General features: G+C 46.8%; 21 protein-coding genes. 2 read left to right on the plus strand and 19 right to left on the minus strand.

All coding sequences use genetic code 11. The features are described from left to right. Positions 1 to 281: hypothetical protein (locus HZA49_09315; GenBank protein ID MBI5779636.1), on the plus strand; the 281-nt coding region annotated here is incomplete at its 5' end. A 92-nt stretch (positions 282 to 373) separates the two neighbouring features. On the opposite strand, the gene HZA49_09320 is transcribed toward HZA49_09315, so the two are convergent. The 19 genes from HZA49_09320 to HZA49_09410 form a co-directional block, all read right to left on the minus strand. After that, entirely contained in the window at positions 374 to 1501 is a 1128-nt protein-coding gene (locus HZA49_09320; GenBank protein ID MBI5779637.1) for a radical SAM protein, read from the minus strand. Between the two features lie 270 nt (positions 1502 to 1771). Next, a complete protein-coding gene (locus HZA49_09325) occupies positions 1772 to 2905 on the minus strand; it encodes a radical SAM protein (protein MBI5779638.1) in 1134 nt (377 codons plus the stop codon). 106 nt (positions 2906 to 3011) lie between these two features. Then, positions 3012 to 3386 (minus strand): four helix bundle protein, encoded by a 375-nt coding sequence (locus tag HZA49_09330; GenBank protein MBI5779639.1) that lies wholly within the window; start codon positions 3384 to 3386, stop codon positions 3012 to 3014. Between the two features lie 158 nt (positions 3387 to 3544). Next, the gene (locus HZA49_09335) at positions 3545 to 4678 is read right to left on the minus strand and encodes a radical SAM protein (protein ID MBI5779640.1); all 1134 of its coding nucleotides are present in this window, start codon (positions 4676 to 4678) and stop codon (positions 3545 to 3547) included. Positions 4679 to 4794: 116 nt separating this feature from the next. Next, positions 4795 to 5913 carry a radical SAM protein gene (locus tag HZA49_09340; protein ID MBI5779641.1) on the minus strand — a complete coding sequence of 373 codons (1119 nt, stop codon included), beginning with the start codon at positions 5911 to 5913 and terminating at the stop codon, positions 4795 to 4797. A gap of 127 nt (positions 5914 to 6040) precedes the next feature. Continuing rightward, positions 6041 to 7189, minus strand: a complete 1149-nt coding sequence (locus HZA49_09345) for a radical SAM protein (GenBank protein MBI5779642.1) — start codon at positions 7187 to 7189, stop codon at positions 6041 to 6043. After that, positions 7146 to 8174 (minus strand): radical SAM protein, encoded by a 1029-nt coding sequence (locus tag HZA49_09350; GenBank protein ID MBI5779643.1) that lies wholly within the window; start codon positions 8172 to 8174, stop codon positions 7146 to 7148. Before HZA49_09350 ends, HZA49_09345 begins: the two co-directional genes overlap by 44 nt. A 246-nt stretch (positions 8175 to 8420) precedes the next feature. Continuing rightward, positions 8421 to 9374: a radical SAM protein gene (locus HZA49_09355; GenBank protein ID MBI5779644.1), complete on the minus strand. Its 954-nt coding sequence runs from the start codon at positions 9372 to 9374 to the stop codon at positions 8421 to 8423. Positions 9375 to 9376: 2 nt separating this feature from the next. Then, the gene (locus HZA49_09360; protein MBI5779645.1) at positions 9377 to 10312 is read right to left on the minus strand and encodes a radical SAM protein; all 936 of its coding nucleotides are present in this window, start codon (positions 10310 to 10312) and stop codon (positions 9377 to 9379) included. 46 nt (positions 10313 to 10358) lie between these two features. Next, entirely contained in the window at positions 10359 to 10736 is a 378-nt protein-coding gene (locus HZA49_09365; GenBank protein MBI5779646.1) for a GxxExxY protein, read from the minus strand. A gap of 121 nt (positions 10737 to 10857) precedes the next feature. Next, positions 10858 to 11904: a prepilin peptidase gene (locus HZA49_09370; protein MBI5779647.1), complete on the minus strand. Its 1047-nt coding sequence runs from the start codon at positions 11902 to 11904 to the stop codon at positions 10858 to 10860. A 74-nt stretch (positions 11905 to 11978) separates the two neighbouring features. Then, positions 11979 to 13550: a hypothetical protein gene (locus tag HZA49_09375; GenBank protein ID MBI5779648.1), complete on the minus strand. Its 1572-nt coding sequence runs from the start codon at positions 13548 to 13550 to the stop codon at positions 11979 to 11981. A gap of 11 nt (positions 13551 to 13561) precedes the next feature. Then, positions 13562 to 14479 carry a radical SAM protein gene (locus HZA49_09380; GenBank protein ID MBI5779649.1) on the minus strand — a complete coding sequence of 306 codons (918 nt, stop codon included), beginning with the start codon at positions 14477 to 14479 and terminating at the stop codon, positions 13562 to 13564. After that, entirely contained in the window at positions 14476 to 15951 is a 1476-nt protein-coding gene (locus HZA49_09385) for a hypothetical protein (protein MBI5779650.1), read from the minus strand. Before HZA49_09385 ends, HZA49_09380 begins: the two co-directional genes overlap by 4 nt. Next, the gene (locus HZA49_09390; protein ID MBI5779651.1) at positions 15917 to 17062 is read right to left on the minus strand and encodes a radical SAM protein; all 1146 of its coding nucleotides are present in this window, start codon (positions 17060 to 17062) and stop codon (positions 15917 to 15919) included. The genes HZA49_09385 and HZA49_09390 overlap by 35 nt, the downstream gene beginning before the upstream one ends. A 20-nt stretch (positions 17063 to 17082) precedes the next feature. Next, positions 17083 to 18504 carry an SPASM domain-containing protein gene (locus HZA49_09395; GenBank protein ID MBI5779652.1) on the minus strand — a complete coding sequence of 474 codons (1422 nt, stop codon included), beginning with the start codon at positions 18502 to 18504 and terminating at the stop codon, positions 17083 to 17085. An 11-nt stretch (positions 18505 to 18515) separates the two neighbouring features. After that, positions 18516 to 18770: a hypothetical protein gene (locus tag HZA49_09400; protein ID MBI5779653.1), complete on the minus strand. Its 255-nt coding sequence runs from the start codon at positions 18768 to 18770 to the stop codon at positions 18516 to 18518. After that, entirely contained in the window at positions 18754 to 19089 is a 336-nt protein-coding gene (locus tag HZA49_09405; GenBank protein MBI5779654.1) for a hypothetical protein, read from the minus strand. Before HZA49_09405 ends, HZA49_09400 begins: the two co-directional genes overlap by 17 nt. Before the next feature lie 50 nt (positions 19090 to 19139). Continuing rightward, positions 19140 to 20522, minus strand: a complete 1383-nt coding sequence (locus tag HZA49_09410) for an aspartate kinase (protein ID MBI5779655.1) — start codon at positions 20520 to 20522, stop codon at positions 19140 to 19142. 183 nt (positions 20523 to 20705) lie between these two features. Here HZA49_09410 and HZA49_09415 point away from each other — a divergent pair, with 183 nt between their 5' ends. Beyond that, a complete protein-coding gene (locus HZA49_09415; protein MBI5779656.1) occupies positions 20706 to 22307 on the plus strand; it encodes a VCBS repeat-containing protein in 1602 nt (533 codons plus the stop codon).

Below are 22307 nucleotides of genomic sequence, written 5' to 3' on the forward strand. Positions count from 1 at the left end.
CCGGAATGGTCAAGGCGCCGGAGGAATATCCGTATTCCAGCGCCCGGGCGCATATCACCGGCGTGCCGGACGAGGTGCTGAGCGATGAATTAATTACTGAAGACGGCAGGTCGAGTTATATAGAGTTCGTCAAGGCGCCGATCCCGAAAAGGGAGATAGAACGGATAAGAATTACGACCAAGCGGGGGATGCCATTAGGTGGCAATATCTTTGTAGAACGCCTGGAGCGCCGGCTAAAACGGCGTTTTAGGAAGAAGAAGTCAGGTAGGCCGCGGAAATAAAGGGAAAGAAAATATGTGGTCTGTCCCCCACTCGCCATGTGGTCTGTCCCCCACTCGCGCCATGCGGGGTAGATTCCCGGCCCCGCCGGGTCTTAACCCGGTTCCACCCAGCAGCCGGGGTCAGGCCCGTAGGCGCTGCCGGATCCGACATAGCCGGGTCCGCATTCAATACAATAATCAACTACCGGACAGGCCCGGCATTTGGCAAACTCCTGTTTCTTATGGGCAATAAACGGCTCTCTTTCCAACGACCTTAATAAGCCGGATGACTCGTAGATTCCCTGGAAAGAGTCGCCGGGCATTTTCCCGATCTTTACCGGGATGAGGGTGCGGGGCTGAACCGTTCCATCAGGCAGGACCACAAAACAGATGCCGGCAATCATCGGCCCGACAGTTATCCTGGGACCATAGGTCCGGACATATTCATCCCAGCGCCCCAGTTCATAAAATACCCGCGCGAACAACGGCTCGCCGCTGAGCAGCGAGGTCTTAAGACGAAGATACCGTTCATCCAGCGAATCAAGGAAATTTATGATATTGACCAGGACCGGGCGGTATTCCAGGGATGAGAGCGCGTCATCTTTAAGTTTTTCGCCCCGGCCGGCCGGTAACAGCAACGCAATATTCATTGCCCCGGCTCCGGCCTCAACTGCCTGGCTGATAATTTCAATTATTTCCGGGGCGCTATTCCTGGAGATAGTCAGCCGGACGGCCGAAGGTAACCCGGCCGCAGCCAGTAATTTCAAGGCATCCAGGGTCTGCCGGAAACTGCCCGGTTGCCGGATAAAATCGTGGTATGACCGGCTGCCTTCCAAACTCATTACATAAACCGCCACCCCGCGCTCTTTCAGCCGGCCGGCTGTTTCGGCGGTCAGATGCGCCGGATTGCCGTGGATAGATATCTGGCTGATCGGCGCGCCGGCCTCCCGGTATTCTTTGGCGATTTCCAGGATATCCATAAAGTCCGGCCGTAAGAGCGGGTCGCCGCCGGTGAAGAGTATTTTACCGTCCAGATTATTGCTCCGCAGGAATTCCCTAAAAGAACCTAATATCTTCAGACAGTCGCTATAAGGCAGGTCCGGCCGGGTGGTGTCGCGGTCAATAAAACAATGTTTACAACCCAGGCCGCATTTATGGGTAATCTCCCAGCGGATGAGGCACTGCTTCCCGGAAGTATCGGCAGAACCTGGACCATGATTTTTAAGTATTGGCGATAACATAATATAATTTAACCGGTTAGGATAGTTTTGCCGGTTTAGCCAGTTAAGATAGTCAGACCAGTTTAGCCGGTTAGACCAGTTAAGGCAGTTTTGCCGGTTTACTGAACTCTTGCGAAACGCCCCCTCTGTCATTCCCGCGAAGGCGGGAATCCAGTAATTACAGGGGGCATGGATTCCTGCTTTTCCTACGGAACTCTCATTAATGAAAATCCCGTTAGGGGTCGCAGGAATGACACCTTTTGGGTGGTCTTTTCCCCATTTCGCAAGAGTTCAGTAAACCGGTTCCACCCAGCAGAACGGATTCGGGGCGTAAGGGCTGCCCGAAATCTGATAACTGTTGCCGAGCATACTGCCGCAGTAATCCACCGCCGGACAGGCCCGGCATTTGGCAAATCCGGCTTTCTTTCTATTGGTATATTCTTCATCTTCCAGAGACCTCAATAGTTCGGATGATTCATAAATCTGCCGGAACGAATCCCGGGGCGCCCGGCCAATCTGCACCGGGATGAGCCGCCGGGGATATACCGCGCCGTCAGACAATACAAAGAAAGTCAAGCCCTTACTGAAGACCGAGGTTCTCGCCCCCAGGGAAGAAATCAGTTCCTGATATTCCGGCCAGCGTCCGAGTTCGTGGAAGAGCCGGGCGAAAAGATGCTCGGCTCCGAGCAGCGTATGACTGAAATGATGCCCCGGCGCTCCGAGCGTATCAAGAAATTCCAGCACTTTTACCAGAAGACGGCGGTATTCTAAAGGGGTAAGAACCTTTTCCGCATTATTTCCGCCATTGGCCGGGCTAATCAGTGGGTTAATATTAAAAGCGCTCACCCCCTCGGCGACGGCCAGACGAAGAATATGGGGCAGTTCGCGGGCATTAGAACGGGTGAGCGTAAACTTAATAGCGGTTCTGATGCGCGCGGCGCGCAGTTCCCTTAAACTCATCAGGACTTCCTGAAACCGCCCCCGGTAGTGCCAGGTATCATAGATTGAGGGCCGATGATGCAAACTGAAGCGGTACTGGGAAACATCCGCAGATTTCAGCCGGCTGACGATGTCTCCGTCGGCTGGAAACGGCCGGCCTGAAATAATAATGCGGTCAATCGCACCGGCCCGGCGATATTCGTCAGCCGCTTTCAGGATATCCCAGAAATCTTTCCGTAGAAGCGGGTCGCCGCCGGCAAAAATCAAATCGCCCCTGAGATGATTCTGCCGGAGGAAGGAAATAAACGAGTCCAGTATTTTAAGGCAGTCCGCCTGATTTAAATCAGGCCGGGACGAATTACCGGCCGGAAGGCAAAACGGACAATCCTCGGCCGGCCGGCCGGTAATCTGCCAGAAAAGCAGGCATTTCTTCCTGGAAGTATCGGCAGAACCTGGACCCTGATTTTTAAGTATTGACGATAACATAATATAATTTAACCGGTTAGGACAGTTTTGCCGGTTTAGCCAGTTAAGATAGTTAGACCAGTTTAGCCGGCTAGATCAGTTAAGGCAGTTTTGCCAGTTTAGACAGTTAGGATCGTTTGGTCTTTGAACGAAGATACCTCATCAGGCCGTCCGTTATTTTACGGACTTCAGTACATTCGTTATATAATTCCTTAAATGTTGCCTCATCAATATAATTCTGGTCTAATGCTACATAAAGACAATTCTGAACTTCAGAAACAGACCTTCGGGCATAAGTAAGAAACCTGACAAATTCACGGTTAGATTGACTATCAAAACCCTCCGCCATATTGTTCATAATAGAGACAGATGCGCCGGTAATTTGGTCTCTCAATCTATAATCAGAAGCAAATCCTTTTGGCTTGGTCAACGTGTAAACCTTTTTAGTAACAATTCTGGCTCGTTTCCAGCATTCCAAGTCCTCAAACTTTTCTATTCGCATAATTACTTCCTCCTTTTCATATTAACATGCCGGTTTAGATAGTTATGCCAGTTAACCAGTTTTTGCCGGTCAATCGGCTCAACTGACTAAACTGTCTCAACTGGCTAAACTAACTCAATTATCTCAACTGACTTAACTAACTAAACTGACTCAACTGCCTAAACTGGTTCCACCCAGCAGCCGACAGCGGGGCCATACGGACTGCCCGAAACAAAGTAAGTCATTCCTATATTTTTACAGTAGAGCGCAACCGGACAAGTCCGGCACTGCTCAAATTTATCATTCCTGATTTCCAGGTATGCGTTATCTTCAAACGACTTTAACAACCCGGAGGATTCATAAATCTCCTGGAAAGAATCCCGCGGCACCTGCCCGATTTTAACTGGAATGAATCGCCCGGGCCAGACCGTTCCGTCAGATAAAACAGCAAATGTCAGGCCGGGGGAAAGCTGTGTGGGAATGATTGTATACGGATAGAAACAATCCAGGTATTCTTGCCAGCGGCCCAGTTCATAGAAAAGCCGGGCATATAAACCCGCGTCAGCTATAGTTGAGGCCTTGAAAACACGATAATGTTCATCCAACGTATCCAGAAAATTAAGGACATCCAATAAAACCTGCCGGTATTCAGGGGGCGAAAGGATATGCTCCTTTAATTCTTCTCCCCGGCCTGATGCAATTAGCGGGGCGATATGCAGAGAATAAAGACCGGCCTGAAGCATTGTTTTAATAACTTCAATTATGTTCGGCGCATTAAGTTTGGAAACAGTCAAACTCATTGAGGTTTTAATGCCCGCTTGACGCAGGTGGTTCAAAGCGGAAAGGGTTTGCCGGAAACTGCCCGGCTTACGAAAGAAATCGTGCACCCGCTCATCGCCTCCCTCTGTGCTGAGTCCGTAGGAATCAATGCCCAGATATTTCAGTTTCCCGGCCATTTCTTCGTTTATGAAAACAGGATTCCCTTGAATAGCCACCCAGTAGATGAACCCGGATAAGCGGTATTCTCTTATGTTTTCCAGGATATCCAGAAAGTCCTTTCTAAGAAACGGGTCGCCGCCGGTTAAAACCATCCTGCCCGCAAGGTTATTACGTGAAAGGAAGTTCTGGTAAGAATGCAACACCCGGCCGCAATCTTCGTAAGACAAATCATCGGACGGTTTTTTATCCGCGATGATGCAGTGCTTACATTTCATACTGCACTTATGGGTAATTTCCCAGCGCAATACACAGGATTTCCCGGCCGGCGGTCCGGCATTCCCGATTATCCGGTTATGCAGTTCTGATGTATTCATATTTTATTGTATGGACTCTCAAACCGGTTCACCCTCGCCCAACCTCTCCCCATCGGGGAGAGGACCTGTCTGCGTCCCGCCTTGCGGGACAGGCAGATAGATGAGGGAGATTTTTCTTACTCCACCCAACAGCCGGGATTAGGGCCATACGGACTGCCCGAGGCGATATAACTCGTTCCGCACTTGGTGCAATAATCAAGGACCGGGCAGGTCCGGCATTTGGCAGATGCCTTTTTCTTGTTTTCTATGTAATCCTCATCCAGCGACCTGAGTAACTCCGCTGATTTCTCGTAAATCTTCTGGAATGAATCACCCGGCAGCCGTCCGATGGTTACCGGGATGAGCCGGCGCGGATAAACCGTCCCGTCCGGCAAAATCGCAAACCCCAATCCCGAACTATTAACTCCGTGGGTGGGCCGGGCGCCATAGGTCTCCTGATACTCATTCCAGCGCCCCAATTCGTAAAAAAGGCGGGCGAATAATGATTCATCTCCGACCAGAGAAAACCGAACCGCATCAGAGCGTCCATCCAAAGTATCCAGGAAATTCAGCACCGTCAGAAGGGTCCGGCGATATTCGGCCGGGGTCAGGACCTGGTTCTGTAACATTTTGCCCCGCCCGGACGGCAGGAGCGGTCCGAGATTCATCGTGGAAACACCGGCGCTAATCATTGTTTGAATAACCTCAACGACCTGGCCGTCATTAATCCGGGATACGGTCAATCTGACCGGGACCTGAATACCGGCCTGACGCAGACAACGTATGGCCGATAAGGTCTGCCGGAAACTGCCCGGCTGGCGGAAGAAGTCGTGTAGTTTTTCACATCCTTCCGTGCTCAGGGCATAGACCGAAACGCCGTTTTCTTTCAGACGGCTGGCCACGGTTTCATCCAGGTGGGCCGGATTACCCTGGATAATAATGGCCCGGACGGTTCCCGCCCTGAGATATCCGGCGGTGATTTTAAGGATGTCCAGAAAATCAGTCCTGAGAAGCGGGTCGCCGCCGGTAAAGAATATCTTCGCGCTAAAATTATTAGCGCTGACAAAATCACCCAGGGAGGCCAAGACGCCCAGACAATCTTCATAAGAAAGATTTCCGGCCGGGGTGTTGTAGGCCTGGATGCAGTGTTTGCAGCCGACATCGCACTGATTCGTGATTTCCCAGCGGATGAGGCAGGTTTTCCTTTCATCCTGAGCCGCAGACAAGGGTTTCTGATAACCTGATGTTATATGCATCTTATTCCATTCCCTTTTGGTAAGAGTAATTACTTCCTTGCTCCTCTCCCCGCTGGGGAGAGGGATTATGTTCCATCTTGTCTCTCCCCGCCGTGGTTCCAGCAACGGAGCGAAGCACGACGAGAATTTACTCCACCCAGCACATCGGATTGGGCGCATGCGGATTTTCGGACGCGGCATAGGAATCGGCCATCATATTACCGCAGTAGTCCACCACCGGGCAATTACGGCATTTCTCAAACTGGGCCTTCTTTTGCCCGATATACGCGCCCGTTTCAAGCGAGCGGACTAAACCGGACGAGTCATAAATTTCCTGGAAAGAATCCCGCGGCGCCTGTCCGATTTTCTCCGGGATAAACCTCCGGGCCCGGACCGTCCCATCCGGCAGGACGGAAAAAGAAAAACCCTTGCCGCAGGCCGGGATAAGCCGGTGCGATTCAATCAGTTTCCGGCAGTCAGCCGGCCGGCCTAATTCATAAAAAAGACGGATAAACAGGTGTTCGGCGCTCAACACCGAATATTTTAACCGGTCATATTGGACCGGTACCGTATCCAGCAGATTAATTACATCCATTAAAATCCGGCGATACTCTGCCGGCGCCAGCCGTTCATCCTGAAGGTTTTTCGCGTCGCCAAAAAGAACCAGTTGCGAGAACTGGAATGAATTCGTCCCTTCGGTCATCATCAGGCGGATGACATCCACCAGGTCGCGGGCATTGAGCCGGCAGAGCGTGGATTTTACCGAGGTGCCGACGCCTTCGGACTTCAGGCACCGTAAGGCATTGATGGTCTGCCGGAAACTGCCGGGTTGACGAAGGGCATCGTGGGCGGCCTCAAGCCCGTCAATACTTAACTGGAGTCGGGGCGCCCCCAGCGCCTTTAGACGCCTGGCCATGGCCCGGTCTATCAAGGTAGGATTAGCCAGAATAGTGAAATCCGCCAGACCGCCGGACCGGCGGTATTCATCCGCGACCTTTAAGATATCCAGGAAATCATTGCGTAAGAACGGGTCGCCGCCCGTAAAAATCAGGGAGGCCGATAGATTATTACTCAGGGCGAATTCCCGGTATGAGTCAAGCACCTTTAGACAATCCTCGTAAGAAAGTTCATCCGCGGGGATATCCGTCCCGCGATAGCAGAATTTGCAATGCAAATCACACCGGCTGGTAATTTCCCAGTGGAGCAGGCAGCTCTTGTCCCGGGACGCCGCAGGGAGAAACTGATTCTTCAGGTTAAATATTCCCATCCGGACTTTCCCTCTCATTGACTGATTCATAATTTCTGCGCCGGCCCAACTGCCCGACGAGCCAATGCGGCCGCCTCAGGGTTCTTATGGGCTTAAGTTCGTCCAGCCCGATTAACCGGGCATAGGAAATCCAGACGCCGAAACATAAATCATTCGCCTGGCATTCCCGGCAGAAAACAGATTTGACAAAGGAGAAGTCAGCCGGCCGGTTTTCCCAGTACCGTTCGGCCCCATAAATCGTTTTTGTGGTATAAGGCAGACGGAAGATGAACGGATAATAATCCTCCGGCGCGGGGAAAATACATACCGGCAGATACTGGAGAAAAATGTTCTGCTTGAGAGCGACGGCCGTCTTGACCGCATCCGCCAGACAGGGCTGCGCCTCGGTGAAAGTGATTGAGGTTTTATCCCTATTTGCGCTGGTTATGTCCGGCATGCTCAATGGTTCAATACACAACATATCCGGCCTGGGAAATTCATGGTCAATGAACCGGATAATTTCAGAAAGATATTTTGCCGTCATTTTCCCCAGAAGTATTTTCAACATAATTTCAAGAGGATAACCGCGGTCTTTCAGGGCAAATAGGTTTTTGATACCGGCCACGGTTTCCGCAAAACTGCCCGGCACACCCGTGTAATCATCGTGGATGGCGTGATTTGATCCGTGCAGGGGAATCACGACGCTCCGGATACACGTTTCCAGCGCCAGCCGGGCGAACTCTTCAGAGCGGAATGACCGGCCGTGGGTAAACAAGCGGACCTGTCCGCCTAATCGGTTGGCATAATCAGCCACCCTGATAAAATCCGGATGGAGCGTCGGTTCGCCGCCGGTAATTGATACGAATTGCCCGGCCCGGAGATTTTTATCAAGATATCCTTTAATCTCTGAGAAGGCCAGCATTCCATTCCGGCCCTGGGGCGGACAGGCGATGCAATTATTGTCACAGGTATAACATAATTCAATCAGATGACAATGGTCCTGCCTGACTTCCTGAATTACTTTCTCGGCGTTCATACATTATTTTAACATCCTCCGTATTATTGTATAATGAGATTGTTGACCAACCCATCTTTTTGGACACCCGATAATAGGTTATCATATTCCCGAGCCGGGGTCAAGGGATATTTTAACCGGCATTAGCCGTAAAATTGCACCGATGTTTATCCATTCCCCGCGGTCCAGCCCGGGCCGGATAAAATCTGCGGTTAAAAAGCATCGGCGCTTCACTCGGATAATATATCAAAAAGTTGTTTTATCAGGTTACATCAATCGGGACGCACCTCTAATCCATACCGGTAATTTTAACCGCCTGATAGGTTTTAATTCCGCGAGCCCCGCCAATTCCCCGTAGGAACGCCAGACCCCGGCGCAGAATTTGTCTGCTTCGCATCCCGGACATAAACCCGATTTAACAGTCATTTTCTTCAAGCCCATATTCTGAGGATGGCGCATTGGTCCATAGATTGATCGGGTTTCTTTTATAAGAGGTAAAAGAAGACGATAATAAAACCGCGGATCCGGAAATACACAAGGAGGAATATCCAAAAGAATAATATTCTGGCCGTGGGCCAGACCAAATTTCACCCCCTTATCAATATGGGGCGCCGCTTCAGTAAAGGTTATTAAAAGATCGTCTTTGCTGTTTAAGGCCTTGTATATTATATCCGTGATTTCCACAAACAAACATTCCGGACGGGGGAAATTATCGTTTATAAATCGGACACTGTCCATAAAATATTTTATGTTCATCCTGGAAACGAGTAATTTCAGGACAATGTTACCCGGATAGCCAAGCGCCGTTAGAATAAAAAGGTTTTTTATCCCTGTGGTTGTTTCTTCAAAACTACCGGGGGAGCGGGTTATCCGATTATGAATCTCAGGGTCAGGGCCATGCAAGGCGATATAAATAGTTCCAACACCTGATTTAAGCGCGGATTCAGCGAACTCATAGTCGCAAAATTTGCGGCCATTGGTTAATAAATTTACTTTTCGTCCGGAGTTGCCGGCATATTCCATAATTCTTATAAAATCAGGATGAGTTGTCGGCTCTCCGCCGGTAATCGCAATAGTTGAACCTTCTCCGGCATTCGTGTCAATGAAATCTTTTATTTCCTCAAATGATAGTATTTCATTATTCCAAGGAGTAGGACAGGAGATGCAGTTATTATTACATCCACCGCATATCTCAAGGTAAAGGTTGTTCGGTTTAGACATTTTTAACGCCTTATACAAAACGGCGGTTTTAGGTTTTTTATGGGCTTAAGTTCGTCAAATCCAACCACTTGTGCATAAGATTCCCAGACGCCGGCGCAGAATTTGTCTGCTTCGCATTGCCGGCAGGATTCCGCCTTAACGGCCGTCCCGTCCAGGAGAAAGTTTTCCTGGTAACGGGTCGGACCATAGATAACCTGCGATTCTTCAGGTTGCGTCTGATAGACCACCGGGTAATAAAATTCAGGATTAGGAAAGATACAGGGCGGGATATCCTTGAGTTGGAGATTCAGCCCCTTGGCCAATCCGATTTCCACGGCCTGAGCCACATAAGGAACCGCCTCGGTCAGCGTCAGCAATAACTTATCCTTGTTTTCCTCTGCCTTGCAGACGATATCCATTGCGCAGAGCATCACCAGATTGAGACCGGGGAATTCATCGTCTACGAACCTGACGGTCTCCGGCAGGCGCTCTATATTTATTTTGGATATAAGTAATTTCAAGGTAACGGTTACCGGCGCGCCGCTGGTTTTTATTCCCAGGATATTCTTGATGCCGGCCACGGTCTCGGTAAAACTGCCTTTGGACCGGGTAAGTTGCTCGTGGATTTCCTCATTGGGCCCGTGCAAGGGGATGCAGATACCGTAGAGCCCGGCTTTGACAGAAGCATCAGCAAATTCCCGGTCAGAGAACCGCCGGCCGTTGGTCAATAAACTCAAATGGGCGCCCAATTTATGGGCGTAAGCAATAATATTAATGAAATCAGGATGGATCGTTGGCTCGCCGCCGTTGACGGCCACAATCGTGCCTGGCTGCACCTTATCATCCAGAAACTCTTTTATCTTGTCAAAGGGCAATATACCGCCCTCCCAGGGCGTGGGACAACTCAGGCACCGGCTGTTGCAGGTGTAACAGAGTTCCAGATAACAACGATTAGCCATAATATACACTGATTAGCGCAGGATAAAAGCGCAAGATTAACGCAGATTAAGTATAAATCCTTCTTTTTATAGACAATTTAGGAGTACCAAAGTTGACCAATAGCGCAAGTTTATACTTTGAACCTTTTACATAATAATACATTTGGTCTGCCATTGCTTTAGATAAAACAGGGACGGCTTTTATCTCAAGAATAACCTTATCGTCAATTATAAAATCCGGCCGATAGGCGCCAACTTTTTGTTCCTTGTATTTCACTTCAAGCGTTTTCTCGCCAACAAAAGGAATATCCTGGAGTTGGAACTCTATTTTAATCGCCCCGTGATAAATATTCTCCTTATGAACATGACCCAAATTATTATGCACCTCAAAAAGCGCCCCGATAATTTTATAGGTTAAATCCTTATAAATATAATCTGTAGTCATTTGTTTTTACACCAGATTATCACAGAACATACAATCTGTAACCATCTGCGTATCTCTAATCTGCGCCAATCTGTGTATGCTTACCAAATATTCCAAGTATAGTCAAGAGGTATTTTATGTTTTATCTTAACTGCTGTAATAAGAGTTTTAGCAAAATAAACAATGCCGAAGCGATTATGAACGGGGCAAAAGGAATTGACTGGGCCGCGCCCCGGACAGGGATTCGCAACATCTTCTGTTCCCGCTCTTTTTCTTTCAGGTAATTGATATCGGACTCGGTTAATTCTTTAGGCGCCTTCATTACTATTTCCGCATCATTGCGGATGAAAGGGCTGCCGATAATTTTCCGGCCTGACTTGTACAGGTTATACGCCAATTCCATGCCGGCTTTTAAGCCATCAGGCGCAAAGAATGCCAGATGTGAGAAGAAATCCAGCGAAAAATATAAAGTAACCAGGAAGATAAACCCAAATAAGTGTAACAGATTAATAAGCGGAAAAGCGTTATTGGTTGTTTTGATTAATGCCAGAAGCCCGATAGCCAGAAGTGCGTAAATATGCCAGATTTTAATCCGGCCGGTGAAATAACGATTAAGCCGGCTCTGGATAAGGTAAAACAGCAGGTATATCACAACCGTCCGCAAGGTGACATCTATGTTGAGCTGGATGATCAATGACACCGAATACGTAAAGATTGCCTGACATAACCGTTCTACGGAAAAGACGGCCCAGCCGGTTCTAAGAAGAACAATCCAGAGTTTTCCTCTAATGATAGATTTGAACAATAACCATAAGAACAGCAGAAGGTAACAGAGAGCCAGGGATAAACAGAAATTAAAAATAACCAGTTTAAGAGGATATAACGCCAGAGGAGTGATATTCAGGGTGGCGGCGATAAAAAGTTTACCGTCGCCTCCATGCCAGAGGTTGAAATAGTATGAGCCGAATCCCAGCCCTGACGCCAATGTTAAGGCGAGAAGAATATCCCCGGTTGTATTTGTTCCGGTAAAAATGGTCAGCATATTGGCGAATAGGCCGAAGATTAAGAAGATGAGCAAAGGACGGTTGGGGATTGTCCGGCGGGTGATGTCGGTATAAGAAAAGTATATCCCGAAAATCAGGGTCATCGCCAGGGTAATAGCACATTGGATAAAAAATCTTTCATTCATTAATGTGATTTATTCAAAGATTGATGCTAACCCACTCCCAATACCCTAATGGTTTAGACGGATTTTTAACGGCCTCATTTACTGCCTGCCTGATATATGCTGAACTTCTTCAGGGTTACTTCATCCGCCAGGGATTTGGTCAATCCTTCCAGTAATTTCTTTGATGATTCGTCTGTTTCTATCGTTTTGTCCCAGAGGAGGTAAGCCGAGCTAAGTAAAGGATATTTACCTGTTTTGACGGCACCTGAATCAGTAGGTAATATATCATCAATACTAAGAATAGATACTTTTTCCTTGTCCGGTGCGGTCAAAGAGTCCAACGGGACCATTCCGATACCCTGTTTATCCTGTGATACCGAATTAATAACCTCTCTGTAGGTTGTTATAGCAGGAGCCCAGTCGGTTATCTGTGTGGCCCGGTAAACAGTTATCTTACCGCTGAGTTTTTGAGAAATCTTTGTCCAGTCAGTGATTTTACCGGTAATAATACCGCTTAAATCTGCCGCACTTATATTCTGCAGGTCTGCGGAAGATTTGGGAATTATAGCAACCCTCGGTACCACTCCAATTTTTTTATGAGAAAACCCCCATTCCCCTGCGTAGGTTGACAACATTTTCTCCTCTTCGCCTATATGGCCAATCCAAATTGTGACGCCTTTTTTCGCCATACCTCCAGTTTGCTCTGGAAAATAAACCGCAAAATCTTTAGGCAGGCCCAAGGAATTAAAAAGCGTTAGAATATCATCCCTGACTGATTTTTCAGCAGCCAGCCGAATAAGAATAATGTCTCTCTGGAATATACGATACCCCCTTACGGTTTCACCATTAAACCTTTTGTTAAATTCCCCGAAGAATGGGTGTTTGGATATTTTAGGCGTCCAGAATAAATACAACGGCAAAATATAGGGGTAGTCGCCTGTTAAAACCGCTTGTCCGTCCGTAGGCAAGATGTTATCCACCCTCAGGATATTCAGACGCTGAAGCTCTGTTTCAGTTAATCCTGCTAAAGGAATAACCGCAATAGAATTTTTCTCTTCAGCCACGAGTTTAATTATTTTGCTGGTTTGCGCTTCTGCCAACACTATTTTATCAGGCAATGGAACCGTCTCAAGTATGCCTAATCCGAAAGGGGCATAAACTGTTATTTTACCAGTGAGTTTATCGGAAACCTTAGACCAATCATCTGCCTTACCGGAAATAATATTCCTTAAGGACGAAGAGGTCAAATTGGCCAAGCCCTTATCCGATTTAGCCGTTACTACAATAAGAGGAGTAATGCCGAGCTTTTTGTAAGAGCGCCCGATTTTAGCCGGGGTGTTTTCTGTCGCGGGCGGACTAATAATCGGGGCAATAAAAATCCCTTCTTTATCAGTTATCTCACCTGCCATTGTGCGGCTGAAGTTTTCGCTTATCGCCTCCAGCCGGACCGTAAATTTTTCCTGTTTGGTTGCCGGATTATTCTTAAGTGTTCCATAGATGTCCATTACCATTTTTTTCATTGATTCTTCCATTGGAGAAGGAACGCTTAAATAAAAAATTGGCCCGGGACTTTCTTCTGTATTCGGATGTTCTTGTTCCGTATATGATATCCCGCCGCCGGTCGTTACCAACAAGGCGATTGCAAATAACCACAATAATCTTAGCATAAATATTTCCTTTAGCATGAACCCGCTACAAAAGGATTCAACTCTGCTGTCCCATATATTCTAATGTAGTTCGCGTCTACACCGGGACATTTAGTCATCAGGCGACACCTTTGGCATTTATTAGAATATATTTTACCCTTATTAGCCGCGTTGTCAATAAAATAATCACCGTTTTTAATATACCCGATATAATTCCTCGGATAGCGGGATGCGGCTATTTCACGCGGCGCCAGGCAGAGCGGAAAATCCCTCAGAATAATATTAAGTTTTTCCTGTTGGGCAAGGGTATTTATCTTTTGTAAGTATGGTCTAATTTTACTCATTTCTACCGAAAGGTTCTTGTTTTCTAAAACCCGACCGTGATATTTAAGAGCAAGTATTTGTAATCCGTCCAGACCCAATCCGAAGTTATTAAAGAGTTTTTCACTGAATTCATATAATCTTGTATAGTTTTCTGCGGTGCAGACGCAATTGATGATAAATTTCCGGTTATTTTCCTGGAGGTAGTTCAGGGTTTTCATTACCTGCGAAAACGAATCATCATTGCCGACCAGGCGGTTATGGACATCAGGGATATGGGAATGCAGGGATACCAGGAGGACATCCACCTTATCTATAATCTTCCTGAACTCCGGTGAACCAGGCAGGAGCACGCCGTTGGTGGTCATCAACACCCGGAGTTTGTTCTGACGGACTAATTCAACCGCCTTATTTAATGAATCATACAGGAGCGGTTCGCCGCCTCCGAACCAGATTCCCTTAATCCGGTATTCGGCTATGCCTTTCTTGATAAGAGCGTCCAAATCCTTAAGAGTTATTGAATCTTCGCCCCAGAAATCTGCCTGCTTGAAACAGAACCGGCATTTCTGGTTGCATTTATTAGAAATATGCACAACTAATGTCGGGTAGCGGTCAAAAAAGAATCTCATACATGCCCCCTAAACCATATCTCTAAAACAGCCAGACAATATCTAAGGAAGTCGTTTCTATTATCCGTATCTATATCTATAGAATCAACAATCTTTTTAATGGAAGCCCCATTTAAAATACCTTTATCCACCAAATAGGAGGCGCTAAGAAAAGAGCGCTCTATCTCTTTTAAACCGATAGCAAATCGTTCTCCTGGTCTTGTTCCTCCCCTATGAATATCCTCCCGCGTCACGACTTCCTGAGGCAGGTAAGGTCTCGCTGATTGCCGCAGAATATATTTTTCTATACCATCTTTTATTTTATACCGCACAGGTATTGTCAAGGCAAACTTCATGAAATCTTCTGCCAGGTAGGGATAAATGTTACCATATCCTATCCAAATAAGTTGCCAGTGAGGGATACGGTATCTCAGGCAAAACTCCTGAAGTAATTTTACCCCCTCTTCAGGCGTCTGAAATAAGGTATAACCTCTTAAAGGCTGCTTATCCATATACATAAGCACATCTTCTAATGCTTGTTTTGTGAATAGCAAGTGTTTCTGGTTTTCCGTAAAAGGGAATGTCATCAAATAAGGAAGCAGCCGTTTAGTGGCGTTTTGTCTCATCAGAAAACGAGGTAAAAATACTTCTTTATTGACATCATCCGGCTGAAGGAGTTGGTGGAACTGTGGCCAGCCCAGGAATAATTCATCTCCACCCATACCGGTAATATGAACCATTCCCGTGTTCTCATCCTGATAATACTTCCTGATAAATACTCTCTGATTTGAAGTGGGCAGATCTATTTCTCTGATTGCGCTGAGTAGCCCTGCAATCGCCTCATCTCCGGATAATATTTTTTCGCGATGGTCGGTCTTGAGATGCCTGGCGACCTTTCTGGCATAATGGATATCATCGCCCAGCACTTCTTCAAAACCAACGGTAAAAGTTCTCAACCTCTCTTTAGGATACATTTCTCTTACCAAGGCAGTAAGCATACTGGAATCAATCCCGCCGGACAGCATAATTACGGCTTCTTCCGGATTCTTCTCTTGTAATGTTTTTTTTATAGACGCCCTTAAGAGATTCTGTATCTGCGCAACATAATAAGATTCGTCATTAGCATCGGGTGCGAATTCAAATTGGGGTAGCGTCCGATTTATTTCTTTTTTAATCCCGGCCTGAGCATTCCAGGTAAGGGTTTCGCCAGGTTCCAATTTATAAATATTTTTAATGGGCGTGAGTTCAAAAGGCAAATAACCAAAAGTAAGAAAATTATAAACGCCAACCGGGTCAGGGTGTACTTCCGACATCTGACAAATCAAATTCTTTATATTTGTATCATAAATAAAATAATTATTTTCATGGTAATAATAAATGGGCGGGTCGGTAATATAATTACGAACAAGTTTAACGTCAGAGGAGGATTGTTTTATGGTCATTTTTATGTCTTGAGGTTTATTTTGTTTTGATAAACCGGCCGCATCGTTCATAAAACAAAAACGGGCCCTCTGATTTGGTTCTCCAAAGTTTTTTATCCGTCAGGGAAACATTGTCAATATGCCCCACTACCTCAGTGTCTCTGGGGCAACCGATGATATATCCCTCCGGGTCAATACTGGTGCCGTTCCAGCCGATACCGCAGCCGAAATCATAGCCGCAGGCGCCGACATAGCGCCGTTCCAGCATACCGGTCAATGCCAGTTTAAATGTCTCCCATTCCGCGCGGGTCAACACCTCCAAATCTTCGTTAAACGGCACGTATGGCGTAATATGCGGAGTGGCATCATATTTATCGCAAAGGTCCAAGATGTATTCCAGGCTGAACCTGTTCAGGCGCGAGATGCTGATGGCGATTTGTCTTTTGATGTTACTTTGGGCCAGAATATCCAAAGCCCGTAAAGGGATATCAATCTTTTGCCCGCGTATCTGCCTATATATTTCGGCGTCGCCGTCAATACTGACCTGGACTGAAAACCTTTCAAATAAATCACGCGCCCGTTTCAGTAACTCTATATTTTTTGGCACCAATAAACCATTGCTCCCCAATCGGACATCATTGAAATACAGTCCGTTGACTTTTAAATCACCAATCAGGTCTACGACTTGGGGCAATTCAGGATGAAGAAACGGCTCGCCGCCTAACAGATAAACAGAGATATCAGCGAAATCCCTGGCCCGCTCAACAGCCAGAAACTGCCGGCACATTTTCTCGATTGCCTTCAGGGATAAATCCGGATTTTTCAGGTGTTTGTTCTTCAGTTGATTATAACAATGCTTGCAGTCAAAGTTACAGCGGCCGGTAAGCTGTAAATTAAGGAAAAATCTTGGCCTGTGAAGCGATTCCAGGAGAGAGATTGACTCCAAACAGTAGAAATCACTCCCTCTTTTCACCGATACCTTCCTTTGGCCATAAAGCCGTTGATAGCCGGCCAGGGCGGAAAGAACAAACCTCTCATCCCGGGGTGATAAATTATTTATCTCCGCCTTGATATCTTCATCGGGCTTGAGATATCTGGAAAAACCGCTGAAATTATCGGGTGTAATCCCTATCTGAGGCGTAAACGCAACGGATTCTCTTAAGGTATAATATTGCTTACTCATCCTGACATGATTTACCGACTTTATACTTTCGGCTGGTAATCTAAATCTACCGACCTTCCGCTCATCCGGGAAGTTGCTTCCCACCATTCCAGTAAGGTATTTTTATGTTCACCCAGCAGGAGTTTAACCACGTATTCTAATTGTTTCTGCCTGAGTTGGCAGTGGAAGTCGCGGAGTTTAATGGGAATAAATCCTTCTTCTTTCCCGGATGGCTGAAGCAGGCAGGTCCCGCAATAAGGCGACCAGACACATTGCCTACAAGGAGTATTCAGGTTACTCAACCCCCTGAGTCCTTTGGTTTTGGTTATCAAATCCTCGTATGTCATCTCACTGACATTCCCGATAGTAAATGACTCGCCAAAACTTCTGCTTGCGTCGCAGAAATAAATATCACCGGCCGGGTCGTATGACACCTGGTTTATACCGGCGCCGCAAGGACTTCTGTAACACATATACACTCCGCCTGCGGGGCTAAGTAATCTTTCTAAAATAATCGTGGTCATATCCTCCCGCATGGGAATACCCTGTTCATAGAGTTGGATACAATAGTCCACTCCTTCTTTCCAGAAGTCAAAATACTCTTCCGGCGTGTAGCCGATTTCTTTCCAATGAGGAATAGTTGCGCCCGATAAATTCAGCTCCCTTAATCTAATATGATATATTTTATGCTTCACGTACTCACCAATAATGGCCTTGGCGCCATACTCCAAAGAATAACGTGTCGTAGTAGCCAAAGTCCCAATATTCTTGTTGAATCGTTCCCGCGCATAATCAAACCATTTAATAACATTATCATAGCTGTTTGTATTCGCCATCAGTCGCTGCTTGTTATGCAATTCCTTAGGGCCATCCAAAGAAGTAACTACATTGAATCCCATCTTTAATAAATCAGTAAAGATTTCCTCTGTCATCCCTGAAAGATTTGTCACTAAACGATAAATTATTCTTTTATCACCTCTTTCTTTTTCCAATTTACCGGCGATATATTTTACTATTTCTAAATTCAGAAGTGATTCGCCTCCCTGGAACTCAGCCGAAAGAACCTTAGCAGTTGACGATAAGATAAAATCAGATACATTATCGGCTGTTTCTTTAGACATATCTTGCACCCCCGTCAGTTCCGGAGCAGGCGATGCCGCATGACAATATATACAGCGGTGCGTGCAGCGATTAGTAGCCACAATAATATGGAGCGCCACCGGCTCGCATAAGAAAGAATAGCGCTGACGGAGCCGGTTTTTAATAAGTTCTATATTCCCCTTGGTAAGAATAATGCCTTCTTCTTCCAACCTCTTATATAAATCCGGGTCTTTCTCAGCTTGGTAGGTTATCAGCGACTTATATTCCGGCTCGGTCAGGACATCCCAGGCGCCGGAAATAGTAGAAACCAGATATTTGTCATCCAATTTCTTGCTCATCACATCAGCGATATAATTTGCCATTTTATATATATTCAGTTAGGAAACAGTGAAACACCGCTAATCAGGGCATCGTTATATAATATTGCCAGGTTTTCCTGATTGGCCCCGGTTTTTATTGATGTCAGAATAACCTCATAAATATCCTTCTTGTCAACCACAACCATTTTGCATTCATCGGCTACGGCGTGCCCGGCCCCATTAATCATATCCGTGTTATAAATTTCCTTTTCCAGAAATAGAATGATTTTGCCGTCTTTTATGGTATAATTATTAAACTCTTGGTTCATCTTTTTGGACTCCATATAGCGCGGTGGCAATAAGCACTTTTCTTAATTCGTCATTCTTGGCTGATTCCTGATAAAACATCGCATAGTTTACCAGCTGGTCGTTAAAATCCCGGGCCAGTTCGTCCAGGATATTATCGCCGGCCTTTTCATCTATCGGAGTCAGCTTAGCCAGGAACTCGCCGTTCTTTTTGTCCTTGCCCACTACTAGATGTGCTTTACCCAACATGGCATATCCTGCTGCCAATACTGCCTCTTTACTGTAAAGTGCCGGGTCTATGGTAACAACTACAGAACCTTTTTCTTTATGATAATTCTCCATTCGCTATACTCCTTTCAAAGGATAATTATCCGTATAAATAACTGCTATTGTCAAGTAAAAAACTCTTTATATAGCGTCGTGATGGTTTTCTTGAGGTCCCGGCGGCGGATGATAAAGAATCCGGCCGCGGATGATGCCCCGGCTGAAATCATCTCAATATTAATTCTCTTGTTAGCCAGGCAATTGAAAACCCGGGCCGCGACGCCCTGCTCTTTGGTCATGCCCTCTCCGACAAAGGCAATCAGCGCCTGGTCCAGAACCTTCTCAAACCCGCTGACCAGTTTAATCGGCGTTCGGCTCAAAACTGAGAAGGCCTCATCAAAATCCTCTTTGCCGAAGACCAGTCCGATGCCGGTCGGCGCCGAAAGAATGCTTTTAATATTTATATTATTTTCTAGCAGACGTCCGGTAATCTCGTTGACCACCTCTGGCTTATATCCAAATCCGGAGCCATAGCCATGCACCTTGATAAAACCCGACGCCTTTTCATACGTAATGCCTTTAACCGGGATAGAATGCGCAATGTGATAATTATGTATAACTGTGCCTGAGCCCTTTGGATTAAAGGTATTGCGAATTATAATGGGTATATTCTTCAACAGCACCGGTTCAACGGTCCGGGGATGAAGTATAGTTGAACCGAAATAGGCCAATTCCGCGGCTTCCTTGTAAGAAAGATGTTTTATCAAACGCGCCTGGGGGATAATCTCCGGGTCGGCGCTCATAAAGCCGTCCACATCCTTCCAGAGTTCCAGCGCATCCGCATCAAGGGCATAAGCCATGACCGAGGCGCTGTAGTCGCTCCCGCCCCGGCCGAAGGTGGTGGTCCGGCCGTGCTTGTCGCATCCAAAATAACCGGTGATGACCGGAACAATATTACGCCTTATCAGCGGCATCACCACCCGGCCCATATTCTTGCGCACCACCGGTAATAAAGCCGATGACTTGCCGAACAGTCCGTCGGTGACCACGCCGATTTTGTCCGCCTCAAGCGCCTGGCAGTTTATCCCTAAATGAGTCAACGCCTCAGCCGCGATAATAACCGAAAGCCGCTCCCCAAAACTGTTTATCAGGTCGCGCGAACGCTCGGTTATCTCATCTATGTAGCGCAGGCCGTAAAGCAGCCGCTCCAACCGATTGCACTGCCCTTCAATCAACCGGTAGGTCTCGTCAAACACCGCGATGCCGGATAACGCCTGCTTGAGAAACTCCAGGTGCTCCAGTTTAAGCTTATTAACAAAAGTGCTGATCTGCTTCTCGCTGAAATTCTTATTAAGAATACGGTTCAGCAAATTATTCAGTTCATCTGTGACGCCGTTAAAGGCGGAAAGAACTATGGCTTTGGGGCCCTTGGTGGTGGAAATAACATCAGCAATCTGTTTCAGGGAGTTGCCGTCCTGCAAACTGGCGCCGCCGAATTTTAGTACTTTCATAATCAATAAAACTTAGTAATTTCTGCCACAAAGACACCAAGAATTCTTTACGTCTTCTGGCGCCGAAGCGCCATGGCGCCCTTATGGCTCTCAGTGGCTAATCTTATACTCTCCTACACCCAAATGTCAAGTATTTTCCTTGACTAAACCGGTTAAATCAATTTAATCTTGGTGTTTGCTATTATGAGACGTGTCATAATTGTTCTATTTCTGCTGCTTCCCCTATCCGTCTTTGCCCAGCGGGGCGACCTGGATGAGGAAACCCAGCCGATTGGATTAGAGCATTTCAGCATAAAAGATATCGCCATAAACGGACATTCAGAATCGTTTAACCTGATAGACCTTAACAACGACGGGATTAAGGAAATCATCTATATCCAAACCGAGACTGCGTCCCTGGAAATACTTTCTTATGATAAATCCAATTCGGAGTATCGTCCTAAGCAGACGATAAAAATACCTGCGGGAGCTATGATTATATATGTCGGAAATTATCTTCCGGCCGGCGGCGCAGAAATCGCCTTCTACACCTCCGATAGCGTCTTCTGCTATAAGCAAGCTGACGGCTCCGGTTATAATGAAGAAAGAATATTATTGGCGTCCGAACAATCTATTTTCTATCCTTCCGAAACCAATACCAACGCCCTACCGCTTATCAAGGAAGGCGCGGATATAAATAATGACGGCATAGACGATCTGATTATCCCGACCAAAGACGGCTATCTGATTTGCTGGGGGCCTTACGAAAACGCCAAACCGGCCAGAAAACAGATTATCAACCAGCCGGCCTCACACGCAATCAAGACATCGGATTCGTCTTTTATCACCATCTCCTCAGCGCTGCCGCATGTTTCCCTCAAGGATTTGAACGGGGACGGGCTGAAAGATGTTGCTTTAGGGTTCCCCAACAGATTAAATTACTACTTCCAGAACAAGGCAAACGGATTCTTCCCCGAAGCCCCATCGGGCGAATTCCGCATGGATTTCCTTGCCCCTTCCGCCAACCAAAGCGGCAGTAACGTCCTGCTTTATTCAAACCAGTTCGCCGATTTGAATGCTGACGGCTTTATGGACCTGGTAATCGCTTCGACCAGCGGAGATATGTCAGATATCGGCAATATGGTGACGCGCATATTTATCTTCCTCAATAACAGTTCCGGCAATCCTGCCCCCAACGGGAGTCGGGGTGGGAAAGGAGAAATATCGGCTGGACCTATTTATTCCACGCCGCCGGCCCAGGTAATAAACCTAAAAGGAATCTGCCCGCTCTGGGGTATAACCGAAATAAACGGCGACAATTATCCGGACCTGTTCATCATCTCATTTAAATTCTCGCTCATAAAAAAGGCCGTCCTGGGATACATACCTATAATTTATCAGGTATACCTGAACACCGCAGTGACCGCGCCAGCGAACAAACCGGGGAAAAACTTCCCGATGGCGCCCGACTATGAACGCAATGTCAGTTTCCCATCTTCGTTTTTAGGCAAGGGAACCGGCTATTTCTCGCATATCTATTTCGGCTATGATTACAATGCTGATAATCGAACCGATCTCCTGACCATATCCGGGCCGGAAAAGAAGAAAGGCGCGGTCACCATCTATTGCGGCCGGCAGAAGGATAAATTAACCCGGCCGGATGGCGTGAGTTTTGAAAAGGATGAACTCCTCCTCTGCCCGGTAAGAATCCCTGATAAGGCAGTGGTAGCCGACCTGAATAACGACAAAAAAAACGACATCATCCTGCAGTATAAATCAAAACTGACGATTCTAATGGCAAAATAA

This window comes from Planctomycetota bacterium, from assembly GCA_016235865.1.
Taxonomy (GTDB): Bacteria; Planctomycetota; MHYJ01; order JACQXL01; family JACQXL01; genus JACRIK01.

What these genes read in the sequence shown, in the direction of transcription:
- HZA49_09370 (MBI5779647.1), bottom strand. Translation starts at nt 11,904, where the DNA reads ATGAATGAAAGATTTTTTATCCAATGTGCTATTACCCTGGCGATGACC.
- HZA49_09340 (MBI5779641.1), bottom strand. Translation starts at nt 5,913, where the DNA reads ATGCATATAACATCAGGTTATCAGAAACCCTTGTCTGCGGCTCAGGAT.
- HZA49_09390 (MBI5779651.1), bottom strand. Translation starts at nt 17,062, where the DNA reads ATGAGTAAGCAATATTATACCTTAAGAGAATCCGTTGCGTTTACGCCT.
- HZA49_09385 (MBI5779650.1), bottom strand. Translation starts at nt 15,951, where the DNA reads ATGAACGATGCGGCCGGTTTATCAAAACAAAATAAACCTCAAGACATA.
- HZA49_09355 (MBI5779644.1), bottom strand. Translation starts at nt 9,374, where the DNA reads ATGTCTAAACCGAACAACCTTTACCTTGAGATATGCGGTGGATGTAAT.
- HZA49_09380 (MBI5779649.1), bottom strand. Translation starts at nt 14,479, where the DNA reads ATGAGATTCTTTTTTGACCGCTACCCGACATTAGTTGTGCATATTTCT.
- HZA49_09350 (MBI5779643.1), bottom strand. Translation starts at nt 8,174, where the DNA reads ATGAACGCCGAGAAAGTAATTCAGGAAGTCAGGCAGGACCATTGTCAT.
- HZA49_09415 (MBI5779656.1), top strand. Translation starts at nt 20,706, where the DNA reads ATGAGACGTGTCATAATTGTTCTATTTCTGCTGCTTCCCCTATCCGTC.
- HZA49_09400 (MBI5779653.1), bottom strand. Translation starts at nt 18,770, where the DNA reads ATGAACCAAGAGTTTAATAATTATACCATAAAAGACGGCAAAATCATT.
- HZA49_09330 (MBI5779639.1), bottom strand. Translation starts at nt 3,386, where the DNA reads ATGCGAATAGAAAAGTTTGAGGACTTGGAATGCTGGAAACGAGCCAGA.
- HZA49_09395 (MBI5779652.1), bottom strand. Translation starts at nt 18,504, where the DNA reads ATGGCAAATTATATCGCTGATGTGATGAGCAAGAAATTGGATGACAAA.
- HZA49_09410 (MBI5779655.1), bottom strand. Translation starts at nt 20,522, where the DNA reads ATGAAAGTACTAAAATTCGGCGGCGCCAGTTTGCAGGACGGCAACTCC.
- HZA49_09345 (MBI5779642.1), bottom strand. Translation starts at nt 7,189, where the DNA reads ATGAATCAGTCAATGAGAGGGAAAGTCCGGATGGGAATATTTAACCTG.
- HZA49_09365 (MBI5779646.1), bottom strand. Translation starts at nt 10,736, where the DNA reads ATGACTACAGATTATATTTATAAGGATTTAACCTATAAAATTATCGGG.
- HZA49_09335 (MBI5779640.1), bottom strand. Translation starts at nt 4,678, where the DNA reads ATGAATACATCAGAACTGCATAACCGGATAATCGGGAATGCCGGACCG.
- HZA49_09405 (MBI5779654.1), bottom strand. Translation starts at nt 19,089, where the DNA reads ATGGAGAATTATCATAAAGAAAAAGGTTCTGTAGTTGTTACCATAGAC.
- HZA49_09360 (MBI5779645.1), bottom strand. Translation starts at nt 10,312, where the DNA reads ATGGCTAATCGTTGTTATCTGGAACTCTGTTACACCTGCAACAGCCGG.
- HZA49_09375 (MBI5779648.1), bottom strand. Translation starts at nt 13,550, where the DNA reads ATGCTAAGATTATTGTGGTTATTTGCAATCGCCTTGTTGGTAACGACC.
- HZA49_09320 (MBI5779637.1), bottom strand. Translation starts at nt 1,501, where the DNA reads ATGTTATCGCCAATACTTAAAAATCATGGTCCAGGTTCTGCCGATACT.
- HZA49_09325 (MBI5779638.1), bottom strand. Translation starts at nt 2,905, where the DNA reads ATGTTATCGTCAATACTTAAAAATCAGGGTCCAGGTTCTGCCGATACT.